Origin of the sequence: Bradyrhizobium sp. CCBAU 45389 (assembly GCF_028128625.1) — a bacterium.
Classification (GTDB): Bacteria; Pseudomonadota; Alphaproteobacteria; order Rhizobiales; family Xanthobacteraceae; genus Bradyrhizobium; species Bradyrhizobium liaoningense_B.
In genome coordinates this window covers 138,747-158,053 of the sequence record NZ_LBIY01000087.1, presented here as the reverse complement: position 1 = coordinate 158,053, position 19,307 = coordinate 138,747, and the positions used below count along the sequence as shown (strand labels likewise).

Annotated in this window: 19 protein-coding genes; 18 read left to right on the top strand and 1 reads right to left on the bottom strand. The window is 66.0% G+C overall.

Going from position 1 to position 19,307, the window contains the following annotated elements; all coding sequences use genetic code 11:
- Nucleotides 1-18: 18 nt before the first annotated feature.
- Genes XH79_RS17640 through XH79_RS17605 form a run of 8 tightly spaced genes read left to right on the top strand, consistent with a single transcriptional unit; the run spans nucleotide 19 to nucleotide 7,824 of the window.
- Entirely contained in the window at nucleotides 19-846 is an 828-nt protein-coding gene (locus XH79_RS17640) for an ABC transporter substrate-binding protein (RefSeq protein ID WP_271582432.1), read from the top strand.
- Nucleotides 843-1,700 (top strand): amino acid ABC transporter permease, encoded by an 858-nt coding sequence (locus XH79_RS17635; protein ID WP_211413757.1) that lies wholly within the window; start codon nucleotides 843-845, stop codon nucleotides 1,698-1,700. Before XH79_RS17640 ends, XH79_RS17635 begins: the two co-directional genes overlap by 4 nt.
- Nucleotides 1,697-2,461, top strand: a complete 765-nt coding sequence (locus tag XH79_RS17630) for an amino acid ABC transporter ATP-binding protein (protein ID WP_271582431.1) — start codon at nucleotides 1,697-1,699, stop codon at nucleotides 2,459-2,461. Before XH79_RS17635 ends, XH79_RS17630 begins: the two co-directional genes overlap by 4 nt.
- A gap of 16 nt (nucleotides 2,462-2,477) precedes the next feature.
- The gene (locus XH79_RS17625; protein WP_271582430.1) at nucleotides 2,478-3,293 is read left to right on the top strand and encodes an ABC transporter substrate-binding protein; all 816 of its coding nucleotides are present in this window, start codon (nucleotides 2,478-2,480) and stop codon (nucleotides 3,291-3,293) included.
- Complete coding sequence (locus XH79_RS17620) at nucleotides 3,280-4,164, top strand: polysaccharide deacetylase family protein (protein WP_271582429.1); 885 nt, start codon at nucleotides 3,280-3,282, stop codon at nucleotides 4,162-4,164. Before XH79_RS17625 ends, XH79_RS17620 begins: the two co-directional genes overlap by 14 nt.
- A gap of 8 nt (nucleotides 4,165-4,172) precedes the next feature.
- The gene (locus tag XH79_RS17615) at nucleotides 4,173-4,829 is read left to right on the top strand and encodes an aspartate/glutamate racemase family protein (protein ID WP_271582428.1); all 657 of its coding nucleotides are present in this window, start codon (nucleotides 4,173-4,175) and stop codon (nucleotides 4,827-4,829) included.
- Nucleotides 4,830-4,870: 41 nt separating this feature from the next.
- Nucleotides 4,871-6,454, top strand: a complete 1,584-nt coding sequence (locus XH79_RS17610; RefSeq protein WP_212344934.1) for an ABC transporter substrate-binding protein — start codon at nucleotides 4,871-4,873, stop codon at nucleotides 6,452-6,454.
- Complete coding sequence (locus XH79_RS17605; RefSeq protein ID WP_271582427.1) at nucleotides 6,451-7,824, top strand: amidohydrolase family protein; 1,374 nt, start codon at nucleotides 6,451-6,453, stop codon at nucleotides 7,822-7,824. The genes XH79_RS17610 and XH79_RS17605 overlap by 4 nt, the downstream gene beginning before the upstream one ends.
- Nucleotides 7,825-8,004: 180 nt before the next feature.
- On the opposite strand, the gene XH79_RS17600 is transcribed toward XH79_RS17605, so the two are convergent.
- Nucleotides 8,005-8,916: a LysR substrate-binding domain-containing protein gene (locus XH79_RS17600; RefSeq protein ID WP_271582426.1), complete on the bottom strand. Its 912-nt coding sequence runs from the start codon at nucleotides 8,914-8,916 to the stop codon at nucleotides 8,005-8,007.
- 275 nt (nucleotides 8,917-9,191) lie between these two features.
- Between XH79_RS17600 and XH79_RS17595 the strand changes: the two genes are divergently transcribed.
- From XH79_RS17595 to XH79_RS17550, 10 genes are all read left to right on the top strand, one after another.
- A complete protein-coding gene (locus tag XH79_RS17595) occupies nucleotides 9,192-10,226 on the top strand; it encodes an ABC transporter substrate-binding protein (protein WP_271582425.1) in 1,035 nt (344 codons plus the stop codon).
- Nucleotides 10,227-10,249: 23 nt separating this feature from the next.
- On the top strand, nucleotides 10,250-11,290 hold the full coding sequence (locus tag XH79_RS17590) for an ABC transporter ATP-binding protein (RefSeq protein ID WP_271582424.1): 1,041 nt from the start codon (nucleotides 10,250-10,252) through the stop codon (nucleotides 11,288-11,290).
- Nucleotides 11,287-12,162 (top strand): ABC transporter permease, encoded by an 876-nt coding sequence (locus XH79_RS17585; protein ID WP_271582423.1) that lies wholly within the window; start codon nucleotides 11,287-11,289, stop codon nucleotides 12,160-12,162. The genes XH79_RS17590 and XH79_RS17585 overlap by 4 nt, the downstream gene beginning before the upstream one ends.
- Entirely contained in the window at nucleotides 12,159-12,965 is an 807-nt protein-coding gene (locus tag XH79_RS17580) for an ABC transporter permease (protein WP_100234899.1), read from the top strand. The genes XH79_RS17585 and XH79_RS17580 overlap by 4 nt, the downstream gene beginning before the upstream one ends.
- A gap of 8 nt (nucleotides 12,966-12,973) precedes the next feature.
- A complete protein-coding gene (locus XH79_RS17575) occupies nucleotides 12,974-14,170 on the top strand; it encodes an NAD(P)/FAD-dependent oxidoreductase (protein WP_271582422.1) in 1,197 nt (398 codons plus the stop codon).
- A gap of 27 nt (nucleotides 14,171-14,197) precedes the next feature.
- A complete protein-coding gene (locus XH79_RS17570; protein WP_018641635.1) occupies nucleotides 14,198-14,494 on the top strand; it encodes a (2Fe-2S)-binding protein in 297 nt (98 codons plus the stop codon).
- A complete protein-coding gene (locus XH79_RS17565) occupies nucleotides 14,491-15,909 on the top strand; it encodes an FAD/NAD(P)-dependent oxidoreductase (RefSeq protein WP_271582421.1) in 1,419 nt (472 codons plus the stop codon). Before XH79_RS17570 ends, XH79_RS17565 begins: the two co-directional genes overlap by 4 nt.
- Nucleotides 15,906-17,027 carry an NAD(P)/FAD-dependent oxidoreductase gene (locus XH79_RS17560; RefSeq protein ID WP_271582420.1) on the top strand — a complete coding sequence of 374 codons (1,122 nt, stop codon included), beginning with the start codon at nucleotides 15,906-15,908 and terminating at the stop codon, nucleotides 17,025-17,027. The genes XH79_RS17565 and XH79_RS17560 overlap by 4 nt, the downstream gene beginning before the upstream one ends.
- A 12-nt stretch (nucleotides 17,028-17,039) precedes the next feature.
- Complete coding sequence (locus XH79_RS17555) at nucleotides 17,040-17,387, top strand: RidA family protein (RefSeq protein WP_271582419.1); 348 nt, start codon at nucleotides 17,040-17,042, stop codon at nucleotides 17,385-17,387.
- Nucleotides 17,388-17,559: 172 nt separating this feature from the next.
- Complete coding sequence (locus XH79_RS17550) at nucleotides 17,560-19,176, top strand: ABC-F family ATP-binding cassette domain-containing protein (protein ID WP_271582418.1); 1,617 nt, start codon at nucleotides 17,560-17,562, stop codon at nucleotides 19,174-19,176.
- Nucleotides 19,177-19,307: the final 131 nt, after the last annotated feature.

Genomic DNA, 19,307 nt, shown 5'->3' with positions numbered 1-19,307 from the left:
ATGGGCAAAGGAGCTGACATGACACGCCTCTCGTTTTCTCTCGCTGTTGCCGCGCTGGCTGCGGTGACCTCCGCGCGCGCCGCCGAGCTTCCGGCGGAGATCAAGCAGGCCGGCACGCTGAAGCTCACGGTCAACTCCACCTACGCGCCGATGGAATATCGCGATCCCGCGACCAACGAGCTGGTCGGGCTCGACATCGATCTGGCCAACGAGCTCGCCAAGCGGCTCGGCGGCCTCAAGATCGTGTGGAGCGAGACGCCGTTTGCCGAGCTGATCCCCTCGCTCCAGACCAAGCGCGCCGATTTCATCATCTCCGGCATCTCGGACCGCGCCTCGCGGCGCGAGACCGCCGATTTCGTGGACTACCTCGCGACCGGCCCGCAGTTCTTCGTGATGGCGGACAACGCCGCCAAGGACGCGACCGATCTCTGCGGCAAGAAGGTCGGCACCACCCGCAGCACCAGCTTCCCGGTCGAGATCGAGAAGTGGAGCAAGCAGAATTGTGAGCCGGCCGGCAAGCCCGCGATCCAGTACGTTCCGGGCGAGAACTCGATCGACGTCCGCAACCAGCTCAAGCAGGGCCGCATCGATGCTGCCGTGCAAGGCAGCGAGACGCTGCCTTATGCGCAGACGCAGGAGCCCGGCAAATACCGCATCGTCGGCGAGGCCTTTGCGAAAGGCTATCAGGGCATCATGTTCCGCAAGGATGATGCGGCCATGCGCGAGGTCGTGACCGAGAAGCTTGCCGCGATGATCGCCGATGGCTCGTACAAGGCGATCCTCGACAAATGGGGCCTCGGCGCCAACGCGGTCGCGCAGCCCATGCTGAACGCGGCGCCGCAATGAAGCCGGCGCCGGCACTCGCGGAGGGATTTCCCGATCTGTCGGGCATGCGGATCGCGCGCGAGCCGCACTGGTTTCGCTGGATCAGCGCGGCCCTGATCGTCCTCGTGCTGGCGGCGATCGTGCGCGCGTTTGCGAACGGCCAGATCGAGTGGTCCTATGTCAGCCGCTTCCTGACCGTGAAGGTCATCCTCGAAGGCATCGTCAACACCATGGTGATGGCGGTGCTGGCGATGATGCTCGGCATCTTTCTCGGCATCGTCGTGGCGATCATGCGGCTGTCGCCCAATCCGGTGCTGAAGTCGGTGGCGGCCGGCTACACCTGGCTGTTCCGCGGCACGCCGCTGATCCTGCAACTGCTGCTGTGGTTCAATCTGGCGCTGGTGTTTCCGACCATCGGCATTCCCGGGCTGTGGAGCGCGCGGGCCGTCGACGTCATGACGCCGTTCCTCGCTGCACTGCTCGGGCTCGGCATCAACCAGGGCGCCTACACCTCCGAAGTGATGCGCGCCGGCATGCTGTCGGTCGATATCGGGCAGTATGAGGCGGCGCAGGCGATCGGCATGGGACGGCTGCGTGCGCTGCGCCGGATCGTGCTGCCGCAGGCGATGCGGGTGGTGATCCCGCCGCTCGGCAACGAGTTCATCGGCATGGTGAAGGCGACCTCGCTCGCCAGCGTCATCCAGTATCCGGAGCTGCTGCACAACGCCGAAAACATCTACTACGCCAACTCCCGCGTCATCGAGCTCCTGATCGTCGCCGGGCTCTGGTACCTGCTCGTGGTCTCGATCCTGACCCCGCTGCAGATGCTGCTCGAACGCCGTTTTGCACGCGGCACATTGCGGCTGGCGCGATGACAAAACCCCTCGTCGCGATCCGCTCCGTCAGCAAGAATTTTGGAGAGTTCCAGGCTCTCAGAGGCGTCTCGCTCGACGTCTGGCCCGGCGAGGTGATGTGCCTGATCGGCGCCTCCGGCTCGGGCAAGACCACGCTGCTCCGCTGCATCAACCAGCTCGCCATGATCGATGCCGGCGGCATCTGGCTCGACGGCGAGCTTTTGGGCGTGCGCGAGCAGGGCGGCAAGCTCCATCGCCTGAGCGAGCGGGAGATCGGACGGCAACGGCTGAAGACCGGCATGGTGTTCCAGCGCTTCAACCTGTTTCCGCACAAGACCGCGCTGGAGAACATCACGGAAGGCCCGACCCAGGTGCAGGGGCGTAAAGCTGATGAGGTGCGCGCCGAGGCACTCGAGCTGCTCCGTCGCGTCGGACTTGCGGCCAAAGCGGACGCCTATCCGGCGCAGCTTTCCGGCGGCCAGCAGCAGCGCGTGGCGATCGCGCGGGCGCTCGCCATGAAGCCGATGCTGATGCTGTTCGACGAGCCCACCAGCGCGCTCGATCCCGAGCTCGTCGGTGAGGTGCTTGCGGTGATGAAGGAACTGGCGCGAAGCGGCATGACCATGATGGTGGTGACGCACGAGCTCGGCTTCGCGCGCGAGGTCGCCGACCGCGTCGTCTACATGGACCAGGGCGCGATCGTCGAGCAGGGGCGCGCCTCGGACGTGTTGGGCGCGCCGCGCGAGGAGCGCACCAAGGCATTTCTTTCGGCTGTGATCTGATATTGGGGGTATGGTGATGAAGAGGCTTTTGGTTGCGGCGGCGTTCCTGGGCGCCATGAGCGCATCGGTGATGGCGATCGAGCTGCCGCCTGACATCGTCAAGCGCGGCAGCCTCAAGGTGGCGCTGGTGCCGAACTATCCGCCGATGGAGTTCCGCGATCCCGCCACCAACGCGCTGTCCGGATTCGACATCGATCTCGGCGAGGCGATCGGCCGCAAGCTCGGCGTCAAGATCGAATGGACCGAGACCAGCTTTGCCGAGTTCATGCCGTCGATTTCGACGGGTCGGGTGGATGCTATCCTGTCCGGCTTCACCGACTATGCAAGCCGGCACGAGGTTGCCTCCTTCGTCGATTATCTGCGCAGCGGCCCGAAATTCTTCGTGCAGCAGTCCCGTGCGTCCGAGTTCAAGGACATGGCTGCGCTCTGCGGCAAGAAGGTCGGCGCCAGTCGACGCACCATGTTCCCGGCCGAGATCGAAAAGTGGAGCCAGAAGAACTGCGGCAGCAATCCGATCCAGTTCGTCGGTACGGACGGCTCGGCCGATGCGCGTAACCAGCTCAGGCAGGGCCGTATCGACGCAGCCGTGCAGGGCAACGAGACGCTGCCCTATCTGATGGATCTCGAGCCGGGCACATATGCGCCGATCGGTGATCCCTTCGCGACGCAGTTCACGGGCATCGCCCTGCCGGTCAAGGAAAAGGCACTTCAGCAGGCCATTCTCGAAGCCGTCGATGCGCTGATCGCCGACGGCACGTATCGTACTTTGCTTGCCAAGTGGAAACTCAACGACAACGGACTAGAGAAGGCGACCATCAATGCTGGACAGTAAGGCACTCAAGAGCATCCCGCTCACCCCAGCCAACACCGCGGATCCCGCGCCGGAATATCCCTGGCCGAAGCCGTACAAGTCGGCGATGTTCCTGTCGTTCGACGTGGACGCGGAGAGCGCCTGGACCAGCAAGGACGCGTTGCATGCGCAGCGGCTCATCACCATGAGCTATGGCGGTTACGAGGCGCGCGTCGGCACGCCGAAGCTGCTGGAGCTGCTCGACCAGCTCGATCTCAAGGCGACGTTCTTCGTCACGGGCTGGTCGGTCGATGCGCATCCGGCGATGGCCGAATCCATCCTCAAGGCCGGCCACGAGATCGGTCATCACGGCTATCACCATCTCCTGCCCGATCCCGGCGATCCCTGGATCGAGGAGGAGCTGGAGCGCGGCTTCGAGGCGCTGAAGCGGCGGCTCGGCGTCAAGCCGACCGGGTACCGCGCGCCTTACGGTGAATTCACCGAGGAGCTGCGCGTCGCGCTGGTGCGTCACGGCATCGTCTACACGTCCTCGTTCCGCGACGACGTCAGGCCCTATCGCCATCGCCTCGCCGACGGCAAGCCCGGCACGATCGAGCTGCCGGTCACTGCGAGCTATGACGACTGGATGCACGGCCTCTCCGCCCGCTTCAGCCCGCGCTCGATCTTCCCCAAGGAGCACGTGCTCTCGATCTGGAAGGACGAACTGGATGAGGTCCGCGACTGGGGCGCGATGGTGACGACGGTGCTGCATCCGCAATGCAGCGGCCGTCCGATGCGGCTGCGCCTGTTGCGCGAGTTTCTCACTTACGCAAAGTCGTGCCCGGATGTCTGGATCACGACCGGCGAGAAGATCGCGGAAAACTTCCTGCGCCACGAAGCGGCCAACCGCTGAGCCAAGCAATGACCCGTCGCCGCATCCTCGTCATCAACCCCAACTCCTCGGCGTCGGTGACGGCGGCGATCGATGACGCGGTCGCGCCGCTGCGCATCGCCGGCGGGCCTGACATCGAGGTGGTCGGCCTTGCCGAGGGCCCGCCCGGCATCAGCTCGCAGCGCGATGCCGACAGCGTGGTCATGCCGCTGGTCAACCGCGTGTCGCGCGACAATGCGGATGCGTTCGTGCTCGCCTGCTTCAGCGATCCCGGCCTGCATGCGGTGCGCGAGGCGGCCGGTGGACGCCCGGTCATAGGCATCGCCGAATGCGGCATCTTCCGCGCGCTGATGCTGGGCGAACGCTTTGGCATCATCGCGTTGTCGCCGTCGAGCATCCGCCGCCAGCAGCGCATGGTCCGCGTGATGGGCGTCGATGGCCGCTATGCCGGAAGCTGGTCGGTCGGCGCGAGCGCGGCGGAGACGGCGGGCGCGGATATCCGCGGCCGCCTGATCGACGCTGGCCGCGCGCTGGTCACCCAATGCCGCGCCGATGTCGTGGTGATGGGCTGCGCCGGCATGGCCTCGCATCGCGCGGCGATTGCGGAGGCGATCGGCGTGCCCGTGATCGAGCCGGCGCAGCAGGCGGTGTCCGCTGCGATCGGCGCGGTCTTGTTGAATACGTAAGAAGAAACGATGCAGTTCGATTTCGTCAGGAGCCTCTCGTAATGTCCATCTCCCGCCGCTCGCTCCTCAAGGCCGCCGCCGCCGTGCCGGCGTTGTCGCTGCCCGGCATCGTCCGCGCTGAATCCCAGTCCACGCTGCGCTTCATCCCCGTCATCGATCTCGCCTTCGTCGATCCCATCTATTCGACCGCGCAGGTGTCGCGAAACCACGGCTTCATGGTCTACGACACGCTCTACGGCATGAGCTCGTCGCTGCAGGTCTCGCCGCAGATGCTGTCGGGCCACGTCATCTCCGCCGACGGGCTGCAGTGGGACCTCAGCTTGCGCGACGGCTTGTTCTGGCACGACGGCGAACGCGTGCTGGCCCGCGACTGCGTCGCCAGCATCCGCCGCTGGGCAGCGCGCGACGGCTTTGGCGGCGAGCTGCTGGAGGCAACCGCGGAGCTGTCGGCCGCCGACGACCGTACCATCCGCTTCCGTCTCAAGCGTCCGTTCCCGCTGCTGCCGCAGGCGCTCGGCAAGGCCGCGATCAATGCCTGCTTCATGATGCCGGAGCGGCTGGCGAGTCAGGATCCGTTCAAGCCGCTCACCGAGGTGATCGGCAGCGGCCCGTTCCGCTATCTCGCCGACGAGCGCGTGCAGGGCGCGCGCAACGCCTATGCCAAATTCGAGCGCTACCAGCCGCGCACGGACGGCAAGCCGGATTGGACCGCCGGGCCGAAGATCGTGCACTACGATCGCGTGGTCTGGACCACCACGCCCGATGCCGGCACCGGCGTCGCCGCGCTCCAGACCGGCGAGCAGGATTGGCAGGAGACCACGCCGCATGATCTGCTCCCGGTGATCAAGGCCGCCGGCGATATCGAGACCCGCGTCCTCGACCCCAGAGGCTACGCCTGCATGCTGCGCCTCAACCATCTGCAGCCGCCGTTCGACAACCCCGCCATCCGCCGCGCGCTGTTAGGGGCGATCGACCAGTCCGCGTTCATGACGGCGGTCGCCGGCGTCGATCCAGCCTTCCAGGTGTCGCCGATCGGCTATTTCGCTCCAGGCACGCCGATGGCAAGCGACGTCGGTCTCGACGTCTTCCGCGGCCCGCGCAACTACGACAAGGTCAAGGCTGACCTGAAGGCCGCCGGCTACAACGGCGAGAAGATCGTGCTGCTCGTCCCCACCAACTCGCTGGCACAGAAGCCGCTCGGCGAGATCGCGGTGGACTCGTTGCGCAAGGCCGGCATGAACGTCGAATATGCCGGGCTCGATTTCGCCGTCGTGCTTCAGCGCCAGCTCAAGAAGGATCCGCTTCCGCAGGGCGGCTGGAGCGCGGCGGTCGGCAACTGGCAGGGCATCGACTGGCTCAACCCGGCCGGCAACACCAACATCCGTGGCGAAGGCAAGGTCGCCGGCTGGTATGCGAGCACGAAGATGGGCGAGTTGCGCAGCCAGTGGCTGGCGGCGTCCGAGCTCGCCGAGCAGCAGCGCATCTGCCGCGAGGTCCAGGCGGTCGCGTTCGAGGAAATCCCCTATATTCCGATCGGCCTCTACAAGCAGCCGACCGCCTATCGCAAAGCCATCACCGGCATTCTCGACGGCACCGCCGTGTTCTGGAACGTACGCCCCGCATGAGCACCACAGCAATCTTCGGCAGCTATGTGCTGTCACGGAAAGACGGCGCGCAGGATGTCTTGCGCGATCACTGGGTTCTGGTCGAAGGCAAGAAGATCGCGGCAATTACCCGCGACAGGCCGAGCGCGGATCAGGTCTACGATCGCCCTGGCCGCTTGGTGCTGCCTGGCCTGCTCAACCTGCACAATCACTGCTTCTCCGAAGCTGTGGCGCGTAGCCACAGCGAGGACGGCAACGGCCGCAAGAACAACCAGAGCATCGTCTATACGGTGCTGCTGCCGCTGACCAAGCGCGGCGCCGAGATCCTGTCGGCGGAAGAGCGGCTCGCGGTGGCGCGGCTCGGCATCCTCCAGCTCCTCAAGGGCGGCGCCACCACGGTGATGGAGCCGTTCCGCAACTCGATCCCCGAAATGTTCGACGCGGCCGAGGAGATGGGCATCCGCTTCTACGGCGCGCCCTATCTGTTCTCGACGTCGGACGCCAAAGCGGGCGCCGACGGCGTGGTCCGCTATTCCGGTGATGACGGCGCCGCCGACATGGCGACATGGGATGCGCTCTACCAGCGCTGGAACAACCGCGGCGACGGCCGCATCAGCCTGGCGATGAGCCCGCACGCCACCGACACCTGCGGCCCCGATCTGCTGAAAGCCTGCGCAGTGCGGGCGCGCGAGCTCGGCGTGCCCATCACGACGCACATGGCGCAGAGCCGCGGCGAGGTCGAGACCATCGGCAAGCGCTATGGCGGGCGTACGCCTGCGGAATATCTGGACTGGCTCGGCCTGCTGGCGCCCGATCTCATGGCGGCGCATTGCATGTTCTCGAGCGACGACGATCTCAAGCTGATGGCCGCGCGCGGCATGACCGTGCTGAACTGCCCGCGCGTGTTCGCGCGCGCCGGCATCACCGCGGCGTTCAGCCGCTTCGCCGAGCATGGCGTGCGCACCGTGGTCGGCACCGACGGCTACAACATGGACCTGCTCGGCGAGCTCAATGCGGCGTCGCTGATCTCGAAGGTCACCTCGGCGCGCGCCGATGTCGCCAACTCGCCGGAGCTGATCGAGGCGAACACGGCGGTCGCCGCCGACGTCATCAAGCGTCCAGATCTCGGCCGCATCGAGCCCGGTGCGACCGCCGACCTCACCGTGGTCGATCTCACCCATCCGCATCTTCAGCCGCTGTTCGATCCGCGCCGTGCGCTGATCGCGCTCGCCAACCGCGCCAATATCGATCAGGTCATGGTCGACGGCCGCGTGCTGGTCGATGAGGGACGCTATCTCGGCGCCGATGAAGCCGCGATCACCGCCGCCGGCACCGCCGCGATCGGCAAGATCTGGGACCTGCCGGAGGCGCAGGCCGCGTTCAACGGCTGAGTGTTGCCGGTGCCACGAAGACGGTGCGCTCCCTCTCCCGCTTGCGGGAGAGGGCAGGGGAGAGGGCTCTCTCTACACAGAGACACTCCCGGTGTGGAGAGAACCCTCTCCCGGCGCTGCGCGCCGACCTCTCCCGCAAGCGGGAGAGGTTGAGCGCCCGCGGCTTGCACCGATCTAAGCTTACGCTGCTCCGCTCTCCTCGAACTCCGCCAACGCCTTGCGCATGGTCTCGACCAGGTCCAGCGCCACCGGCGACGGGCTGCGCTGTGCTGGAAACACCGCGGAGAATTCGAAGTCGATGCGCGGCAGGAAGCGGCGCACGACGACGCCGCGCGTCGCAAATTCCCGCGCGGTAAAGGGATCGCAGATTGCGACGCCCAATCCTGACGACACCATGCCGCACATGATCTCCGACAGCGTGGTCTCGACCCTGAGCACGCGGCGGACATCGTGGCGGTGGAAGACCTGGTCGACGAGATGCCGGCTCGACGATCCCGCCGACAGCGAGATGAACGTCTCGCCCTCGAAATCGCGCGGCTCCAGCACGTCCTTCTCGGCCAGGCGATGACCGGTCGGCAGTACCGCGACGCGCGCCGGCGCCGGCAGCCTCTGGCTCGGCAGGTCGGAATGCGCGATCGGCACCTCGGCAAAGCCGACGTCGCATTGATTGTTCAGCACCCAGTCGACCACGATCGGCGAGATCACGCCGAAGAAAGCGAGGTTGAGATTGGGCCGCTCCATCAGGAAATGTCCGGCAAGGCGTGGTAGATATCCGTTTGCCAGCGCCGGCAGCGCAGCGATGCGCAACGAGCCGGTGCGGCGTCCCCGGATTTCCTCGGCGGCCGCCGTGATGCGCTCGAGGCCGACAAAGGAGCGCTCGACCTCGGTGTAGAGCGCCATCGCCGCGGCGGTCGGGACCAGCCCGGTGCCGCGCCGCTCGAACAGCTCCATTTTCAGCAGGGCCTGGAGGTCGCGCAGCAAACGGCTGACCGCCGGCTGCGTCACCTTCATCAACGCCGCCGCCTCGGTCACGCTGCCCGTGAGCATTGTCGCGCGGAAGGCCTCGACCTGCCGCGAATTGATCCGGGCCATGCCCAATTCCGTTCATAACATTTAGGCATGCAGAGGATGCCATTATTCATTGGACGATGGAAGTATAGGTCTGCGATCTTTTTCATCAGGACTGGAGACAGCCCGCTTTTTCGGCAGATTGGAGGGGTTCAAACCTCCAGATCGCGCCAAAACCCGCCGAACAGGGGCCGGAGCCCTGATTGGAGAGGGCTTGCGCGGAAGGAGATGCGGAAGGCGCTTCAGCCAGCGAGACTCGTCGGCACGTCACCTCATTCCGGTATTGGAGATCGGTCCATATGAAGACTCTTCGCCTTCTGACAGCGGTCAGCATCGCGGCGCTCATTGCCGCCCCCTCGGTCGCCTCGGCCCAGCAGAAAACGCTTTATGTCGCCGGCTACGGCGGCTCGTTCGAGAAGACCATCCGCGACGAGGTGATCCCGACCTTTGAGAAGGAGAACGGTGTCAAGGTCGAATACGTCGCCGGCAACTCCACCGACACGCTGGCCAAGCTGCAGGCACAGAAGGGCAACCAGCAGATCGACGTCGCCATCGTCGACGACGGTCCGATGTACCAGGCGATCCAGCTCGGCTTCTGCGGCAAGCTCGACGGCCTGCCCGCCGATCTCTACGACACCGCGCGTTTCAAGGACGATCGCGCCGTTGCGATCGGCATCGTCGCGACCGGCCTGATGTACAACACCAAGGTGTTCAAGGAGAAAGGCTGGGCGCCGCCGACCTCTTGGAACGACCTGAAGGACACGAAATACGCCAAGCAGCTCGTGATCCCTCCGATCAACAACACCTACGGCCTCGAAGCGCTGGTGATGCTGTCGAAGATGAATGGCGGCGGCGAAACCAATGTCGATTCCGGCTTCAAGATCTTCAAGGAGCAGATCAATCCGAACGTGCTGGCCTATGAGCCGTCGCCGGGCAAGATGACCGAGCTGTTCCAGTCCGGCCAGGCCGTGATCGCGGTGTGGGGCACCGGCCGCGTGCAGAGCTTCGCCAACACCGGCTTCCCCGTCGACTTCGTCTACCCGAAGGAAGGCGCGGCGACGCTGCTCACCACTGCCTGCCCGATCACCAAGCCGAATGCCTCGCCGCTCGCTGTGAGCTTCGTCAAGATGCTGCTCGATCCCAAGATCCAGCTGGTGATGCTCAAGGACTACGGCTACGGCCCGGTGCTGAAGTCGCTGGTGATCCCGCCGGAGCTCGGCAAGATGGCGCCGATCGGCGAGCGCGCGGCCAAGCTCTACAATCCGGACTGGACCGTGATCAACGAGAAGCGCGAGGAGTGGACCAAGCGCTGGAATCGCGAGGTCGAACGCTGATCGGTCGCAGCGGAGACAGCGTCATGGCCTATCTCGAGCTCGATCGAGTCGCAAAACAGTTCGGCGCGCAGACTGTGGTCGAGGACTTCAGCCTGTCGGTGGGGAAGGGGGAGTTCATCTCCTTCCTCGGCCCGTCCGGCTGCGGCAAGACCACGACGTTGCAGATGATCGCGGGCTTCCTCGATCCCACGCGCGGCGCGATCCGCCTGGAGGGCAAGGACCTCACCGCGATCCATCCGGCCAAGCGTGGCCTCGGCATCGTGTTCCAGAGCTACGCGCTGTTTCCGCACATGACCGCGGCGGAGAACGTTGCGTTCGGCCTCGAGATGCGTGGCGTGCCGCGCAGCGAGCGGGCCGAGCGCGTCCGCGCCGCACTCGCGATGGTGGGGCTCGCCGGTTACGAGGACCGCCATCCGCGCCGCATGTCCGGCGGCCAGCAGCAGCGCGTGGCGCTGGCGCGCGCATTGGTGATCAAGCCGAGCGTGCTGCTGCTCGACGAGCCGCTGTCCAATCTCGACGCCAAGCTGCGTGAGGAGATGCAGATCGAGCTGCGCCAGATCCAGCGCACCATCGGCACCACCACGATCCTCGTCACCCATGACCAGAACGAGGCGATGTCGCTGTCCGACCGCATCGTGGTGATGAGCCAGGGCAAGATCGAGCAGATCGGCACGCCGCAAGAGACCTATGAGAAGCCGGCCTCGGCCTTCGTCTCGCAGTTTTTGGGCAAGACGAACGACTTTGCCGGAACGATCGACCGGACCGTCGCGCCGCCGCAATTGGTGGCGGGCTCCTGGCGCGCGCCGGCGCCGGCCGGGCTCGGCGGGCCCGTGACCGTCAGCGTTCGCCCCGAAAGAATCGGCTTTGGCGATACAGGGCTCAGCGCAAAAATCATCACGCGAATCTTCCAGGGCAATCACTGGCTGTTTCAGTGCGACAGCGAATGCGGCCCGGCGATCGTCATCCGTCAGAACGATGGGCAGGCGCAGCCGGCCGAAGGCGACGCGGTTCGCCTCACTTGGCGTCCGGAGGACATGAGCGTCCGCGCGAGGGCTGGCGCATGAGCGCGGTCGCCGAGGAGCGCAGCGCGCGTGCGCCGTGGGCGCTGACCGCGCCCGCCTTGATGCTGTTCGTCGGCGTGCTGCTGATTCCGCTGGCGATGACGGTGATGCTGTCGTTCCACGACTGGGGGCAGTACAAGGGCATCGAGCCGGTCTTCATCCTCAAGAACTGGCACGAGATCGCGACCGATCCCTATTACGCCGAAATGTTCTGGCGGACGTTTCGGATCGCGATCCTGACCACGCTGCTCACCGCCTTGCTCGGCGCGCCGGAGGCCTACATCCTCAACCGCATGAGCGGCCGCTGGAAGAGCTTCTTCTTGCTCGTCATCCTCGGGCCGCTGCTGATCTCCGTGGTCGCGCGCACGCTCGGCTGGGCGCTGCTGTTCGGCGGCAACAACGGCCTCGTCAACAAGCTCCTGATGTCGCTCGGCGCGATCCGCTCGCCGATTCCGTTCATGTTCACCGAAACCGGCATGGTCATCGCGCTCGCGCATGTGATGATGCCGTTCATGGTGCTGTCGGTGTGGGCGGCGCTGCAGCGGCTCGATCCGCAGATCGAGAACGCCGCGATGTCGCTCGGCGCGGGGCCCGTGACCATCATCCGCCGCATCATCATGCCGCAGATCATGCCGGGCGTGCTGTCGGGCGCGATCATCGTGTTCTCGCTCTCGGCCAGCGCCTTTGCGACGCCCGCGATCATCGGCGGCCGCCGGCTCAAGGTCGCGGCGACGCTGGCCTATGACGAATTCCTCAACACGCTGAACTGGCCGCTGGGGGCTGCGGTTGCAACGCTGCTTCTGGTCGCGCTGGTGCTGATCGTCGTCGGCAGCAACGCGCTGATCGAGCGCCGCTATGCCGAGGTGTTCCGATGAGACGGAACGGTCCGCTCGCGCTGATCTTCCACACCATCTTCGTCATCGTCATGGTGGCGCCGATCCTGGTGGTCTGCCTCGTCGCCTTCACGCCCGAAGGTTTCCTGTCGCTGCCGACCAACGGCTTTTCGCTGCGCTGGTTCAGGACCATCGCGAACTATCCCGAATTCATCCATGCCTTCTGGGTCAGCCTTGGGCTGGGTGCACTGTCCTCCCTCGTCGCGCTTCTGTTCGCGGTGCCCGCGGCGCTCGCCATCGCGCGCTACCGCTTCCGCGGCCGCGATGCGCTGGCGGCGCTGTTCCTGTCGCCGCTGATGATCCCGCATGTCGTGCTCGGCATCGCCTTCCTGCGCTTCTTCACCTCGGCCGGTCTCGGCGGCAGCTTTGCCGCCCTGATCATCGCGCATGTCATCATCGTGTTTCCGTTCGCGCTGCGGCTGACGCTCGCAGCCGCAACCGGCATGGATCGCACGGTCGAGATGGCGGCGGTCTCGCTCGGCGCCGGCGGCTGGACGCTGTTCCGCCGCGTGACCTTGCCGCTGATCCTGCCCGGCGTCATCAGCGGCTGGGCGCTCGCCTTCATCCAGTCCTTCGACGATCTCACCATGACCGTCTTCCTCGCGGCACCCGGCACGGAGACGCTGCCGGTGCGCATGTTCCTCTACATCCAGGACAACATCGATCCGCTGGTGACGTCGGTCTCGGCCTGCGTGATCGCGATCACCATGACCGCCCTCATTCTGCTCGACCGCTTCTACGGGCTCGACCGCGTGCTCGCCGGCAAGGGCGACACGGGGCGATAGGAGAACTTATGTCTAAAGCGTTTTCGAGCGAAGTGGACGCCGGTTCGCGTGAAGAAAACGCGTCTAAACAAAAGTCAGATTACGACGTCGCAGTCGTCGGCGGCGGACTGCTCGGCTCCGCCATTGCCTGGGGCCTCGGCCGCCTCGGCAAGAAGGTCGCCGTGCTCGACGAAGGCGACATCACCAAGCGCGCCTCGCGCGCGAACTTCGCGCTGGTGTGGGTGCAGAGCAAAGGTCTGGGCATGCCGGCCTATACGGTGTGGACCGTGCAGGCATCGCAGGCGTGGGGGCGGCTCGCCTCCGAGCTGAAGCAGCAGACCGGGCTCGATGTCGCCCTGCAGCAGAACGGCGGCTTTCACCTGACGCTCGGCGAGGACGAATTCGGTCAGCGCACCGAGCTCGTCAAGCGCATGCACAATCAGGCCGGTGCGGCCGACTACAAGATGGAGATGCTGCGGCCCTCCGAGGTGAAGAAGGCGCTGCCGCTGATCGGGCCCGAGGTCTCCGGCGGCAGCTATTGCCCGCTCGACGGCCACGTCAATTCGCTTCGGACGTTCCGCGCGTTTCACACCGGTTTCAAGGCGTTCGGCATCGACTATTTTCCGGAGCGTCCGGTCTCGGCGATCAGCAAGAGCGGCGGCGAATTCCGCCTGACCACGCCCAAGGGCGAGCTGCGTGCCGCCAAGATCGTGCTCGCCGCCGGCAATGCCAACCAGACGCTGGCGCCGATGGTCGGCCTCTACGCGCCGATGGGGCCGACCCGCGGTCAGGTCGTCGTGACCGAGCGCACCATGCCGTTCCTGCCGCATCCGCTGACCACGATCCGCCAGACCGACGAGGGCACGGTGATGATCGGCGACAGCAAGGAAGACGAGCTTGACGATCGCACGCTGAAGCCCTCGATCAGCGGCGTCATGGCCGATCGCGCGCAGCGGATGTTCCCGCATCTGGCGCGGCTCAACGTGGTCAGGAGCTGGTCCGGCATCCGCGTCATGCCGCAGGACGGCTTTCCGATCTACGACCAGTCGGAGACGCATCCCGGCGCCTTCGTCGCCTGCTGCCATTCCGGGGTCACGCTCGCCTCCAACCACGCTTTCGAGATCGCGCGCATGGTGGCGCAGGGCGCGCTCGAGCCCGAGCTGGTCGGTGCGTTCTCGGCCAGCCGTTTTGGCGGCGCGGGCGCAGCGAACAGCAGCGGCTACTAGAGATATCAAGGAGCCAAGAGGCATCCCATGTTTAGACGATCCGAACAGGACAAGCGGCCGCAGGTGCAGATCTTCGTCGACGGCGTTGCCGTCGCGGCGCGCCAGGGCGACACCGTCTCCGCGGCGCTGCTGGCCTCCGGCCAGGATGCACGTCGCTCCACTGCAGTCAGCGGCGCACCGCGTCTGCCCTATTGCATGATGGGCGTGTGCTTCGACTGCCTCGTCACCATTGACGGCGTCGGCAATCGGCAGGGCTGCCTCGTGCCCGTCGCCGAAGGCATGCAGATCGAGATTCAGAAGGGCAAGCGGGAGATCGGAAGATGACTGTGGCTCCCAAGCGCGAAGACTACGATGTCGTGGTGATCGGCGCGGGGCCGGCGGGCCTTGCCGCCGCCGCGACCTCCGCCGAAGCCGGCCTGTCCACGCTGCTGCTCGACGAGAATATCGGCCCCGGCGGCCAGGTGTTTCGCGCCATCGCTTCGACGCCCGTGACCGACCGCAATCAGCTTGGCGCGGATTATTGGGTCGGCGCCGATCTCGTGCAGTCGCTGCGCGCGAGCAATGCGGAGGTCATCCAGCGTGCCACGGTCTGGAGCCTCGATCGCAATCTCGACATCGCCGTCTCGATCGGCGGCGCCTCGGCCTTCGTCAGGGCGAAGCGCGTGATTCTCGCGACCGGCGCGCTGGAGCGGCCGTTCCCGATTCCCGGCTGGACGCTGCCGGGCGTGATGACCGCGGGCGCGGCGCAAACCATGCTGAAGTCGTCGGCGCTGGTGCCGGACGGACGCACCGTGATCGCGGGGCAGGGGCCGCTGCTCTGGCTGCTCGCCGCGCAGATCCTGCGGCTTGGCGGCCGCATCGACCGCATCCTCGACACCACCGAGCGCGGCAATTACTTCGCGGCCATTCCGCATGCCTTCGCCTTCCTGACCTCGCCCTATTTCGCCAAGGGCCTGTCGATGATGCGCGAGGTGAAGGCGAAGGTGCAGGTCGTCTCGGGCGTCACCGAGCTTGCTGCGTCCGGTGATGGCCAGCTTGCCAGCGTGAGCTATGTCGCCGGCGGCAAGCGTGAGACTATTCCCGCCGATCTGTTGCTGCTGCATCAGGGCGTCGTGCCCAACGTCAATCTGGCGATGGCGGCCGGCATCGAGCATCGCTGGGACGATCTGCAATTGTGCTGGTCGCCGGTGCTGGACGCGAGCGGCAATTCCTCGGTCGCCGGCATCGCGATCGCCGGCGATGGTGCGGGCATCGGTGGTGCCAATGCAGCCGTGGTGCGCGGCCGCATCGCGGCACGCGCCGCGGTCGAAGCACAGGCCCCAGCGGCTGCCGCAAAACTTCCCGCAATGGCAACGCTCCGTTCCGATCTCGCCAAGGCCGAGCGCGGCCGTCTGTTCCTCGACACGCTGTTCCGCCCGGCGCCGCAGTTCCGCATTCCCTCGGGCGACACCATCGTCTGCCGCTGCGAAGAGGTCACCGCCAAGGACGTTCTCGACTCCGTCGCGATCGGCGCGACCGGGCCGAACCAGCTCAAGGCTTATCGCCGCACCGGCATGGGCCCGTGCCAGGGCCGGCTCTGCGGCCTCACCGTTACCGAGCTGATGGCACAGGCGCGGGGCAAGACTCCGCAGGAGATCGGCTATTACCGGCTGCGCGCGCCGGTGAAGCCGATCACGCTCGCCGAGCTCGCCGCCGTTCCGAAGAGCGAGGCCGACGTCAAGGCGGTGGTGCGCGGATGAGCAGGAACGTGGATGCGATCGTCATTGGCGGCGGCATCCACGGATGCTCGACCACGCTGCATCTGTGCCTTGCCGGCCTGAAGCCGGTGCTGATCGAGAAGGACTATGCCGGCCGCCACGCCTCCGGCGTCAACGCCGGCGGCGTCCGCCAACTGGCGCGACACATCCCCGAGATTCCGCTCTCGATCCGCTCGATGGGCATCTGGGAGAAGATCACCGATCTCCTCGACGACGATTGCAGCTTCGAGAGCTACGGCCAGGTGCTGGTCGCCGAGAACGAGGAAGAGCTCGCGGTCTGCCGCGCACGCGTCGCCGAGCTCAATGCGCTGGGCTTCACTCATGAGGAGCTGATTGGCGCAGCTGAACTACGGCGGCTGGTGCCGGCGGTGGCCGAGACCTGTCCCGGCGGCGTGGTCTCGCGCCGCGACGGCGCGGCCAATCCGGCGCAAACGACGACGGCATTCCGCCGCAAGGCCGAGCAGTTAGGTGCCACCGTGCGCGAAGGCATGGCCGCCAGCAACATCCGCTACAGCGACGGCCTCTGGCACGTCGATGCGGGTTCAGAGAGCTTTGCCGCGCCGGTGCTGGTGAATGCCGCTGGCGCCTGGGCCGGCAAGATCGCGGCTGATCTCGGCGAGCCGGTGCCGGTCGAGACCGTGGCGCCGATGCTGATGATCACCTCGCGCGTGCCGCACTTCATCGACCCCGTCGTGATCCTGCGCGGGCGAAAGCTCTCCTTCAAGCAGTTCAAGAACGGCACGGTGCTGATCGGCGGCGGTCACCTTGCGACGCCTTATCAGGACCGCAACGAGACGGTGCTGGACTGGAAGAGCCTTGCGACCAGTGCGCAGACCGTTTTCGAGCTGTTCCCGGTGATGCGCAGCGCGACCATCGTTCGCGCCTGGGCCGGCATCGAAGCGAAGATGAAGGACGACATCCCCGTGTTCGGGCCGAGCTCCCGTCACAAGGGTCTCTATCACCAGTTCGGCTTCTCGCTGCACGGCTTTCAGCTTGGTCCCGGCGCCGGCGCCGTGATGGCCGAGCTGATCGTCAACGGCGGCACGCAGACGCGCGTCGGCGATCTCGGCATCGACCGCTTCCATCCCTCCACGCTCTAACAAGAGGACATCATGAGCATTACCCGCAGCATCCGCACGCCCATCATGCACCGCGCGGTCGAAGCCAACGGCTTCGTCTTCGTCGGCGGCACCATCGCCGACGACACCTCGGTCTCGATGGGTGACCAGACCCGCAACATCCTCGGCAAGATCGCCGGCTATCTGAAGGAGGCCGGCACCGACAAGAGCCGCGTCGTAAGCGCCTCGATCTTCGTCACGGATCTCTCCAAAAAGAAGGAGATGGATGCGGCCTGGACCGAGTTCTTCGGCGTCAATCTGCCGACCCGTGCCACCGTCGGCGTCGCCGATCTCGGCGGCGGCGCGCTGATCGAGGTGGTGGTCACCGCGCTCAAGGGCTGATCGCGCACGGCGACGAAGGACGACAGCGCCTCTCGCGCTGTCGTCTCCTTGCGCCGTGCCTTGATCTCGCCCTTCGATGGGACTACTTAGGGAGCTCCTCAACCAGGATATTCGAAAGCCATGGATTTCACCCCGACCGCAACGCTCATCCGCCTTGCCTCCGGGGAATTCCATGCCTGCTTCAATCATCCTGTCGAACCTGTCGCTGTCCACGCCTGACGGCCGTTCTCTTCTCTCCAACATCGATCTGACATTCGCTGCCGAGCGGATTGGTCTCGTCGGCCGTAACGGCGTCGGGAAAACGACGTTGCTTGCGTCGATCTCAGGCGAACATGTCCCCCAATCCGGGCGCGTTCTGGTCAACGGCACCATCGGCCTGCTGCGCCAGGACGTGCAGGTCCTCAACGGCGCGACCGTGGCCGATCTGTTCGGCGTGCGGCCAGCGCTGGAGCTGCTGCGCCGTGCCGAGCAGGGTGATGCCTCCGCCGACGACATCGCTGCGATCGACTGGACGCTCGAAGCGCGACTGGAGGCCGCACTGGCGCGCCTCGGGTTCGATCCTGCTCCCGAGACCGAGCTGTCCTGCCTGTCCGGCGGCCAGATCACGCGGGTTCGCCTTGCCGCGCTGGTGTTCGCCGAGCCCGACTTCCTTCTGCTGGACGAGCCCACCAACAATCTCGACCGGGACGGACGCACGGCGGTGACCGATCTCCTTGCCGACTGGCGCCGCGGAGCGATCGTCGTCAGCCACGATCGGGATCTGCTCGACACGATGGATGCGATCGTCGAGCTGACGTCGCTCGGCGCCACGCGATACGGCGGCAACTGGAGCAGCTATCGTGCGCAGAAGGCCCTCGAGCTCGCGGCCGTGAGGCACGACCTCGCGCATGCCGAAAGGCGCCTGTCCGAAATCGACGGCAAAGCGCAGGAGATCGCGGAGAGGAAGGCGCGCAAGGACAGTGGTGGGAAGAGGAAACGTGCCAAGGGCGACATGCCGCGCATCCTCGCCGGCGCGCGGAGGGATCGCAGCGAAGACACTGGTGGCAGGAACGCACAGATCGCCGAGCGGCGGCGTGCGGAAGCACTCGAAGCCGTCGATACGGCGCGCCGGCGCATCGAGATTCTCCAGCCGCTGTCGGTCAGGCTGCCCGCGACTGGCCTGCCGGCGGGCAGGGAGGTGCTTGCGCTCGACCGGATCAGCGCCAGCTATCGTCCGGAGCGGCCGGTCTTGCGCGATCTTTCGCTTGCGATCGTCGGACCGGAACGGGTCGCGCTGGTGGGCCCGAATGGTTCCGGCAAGACGACGCTTTTGAAACTCGTCGCGGGCGAGCTGCGTCCGCTCGCGGGCACGGTGAGGGTCAGGCCGGACTTCGCGCTGTTCGACCAGAAGGTCAGCCTGCTCGATCCCGCGATCTCGATCCTGGAGAATTTTGGACGTCTCAATCCGAAGGCGGGCGCGAATGAATGCCATGCCGCGCTGGCGCGGTTCATGTTTCGCGCCGATGCAGCCTTGCAGATCGTCGGACATCTCAGCGGCGGGCAGATGTTTCGCGCCGGCCTTGCCTGTGTGCTGGGCGGGCAAACGCCGCCGTCCCTGCTGATCCTGGACGAGCCGACCAACCATCTTGACGTCGAGTCCATCGAAGCCGTTGAATCAGGCTTGAGAGCTTATGACGGCGCGTTGCTTGTCGTCAGTCATGACGAGGCATTCCTGCAGGCGATCGGGATCACGCGGCGATTCGATCTCACCGGCGATCGTGATTCCAAAGGCGCGTCAGTCGAACAATAAAAACCCGACGCCCTGCCCCCAGCGCGTCGGGTAGAAAAAATGAGTATCAATCAGTGATCCCAACGCCTCTCTTGTGACGCGTATCGCACCAATTTTCTACTCCGGGAAACTACCGCGGTCGGAACCCGGTT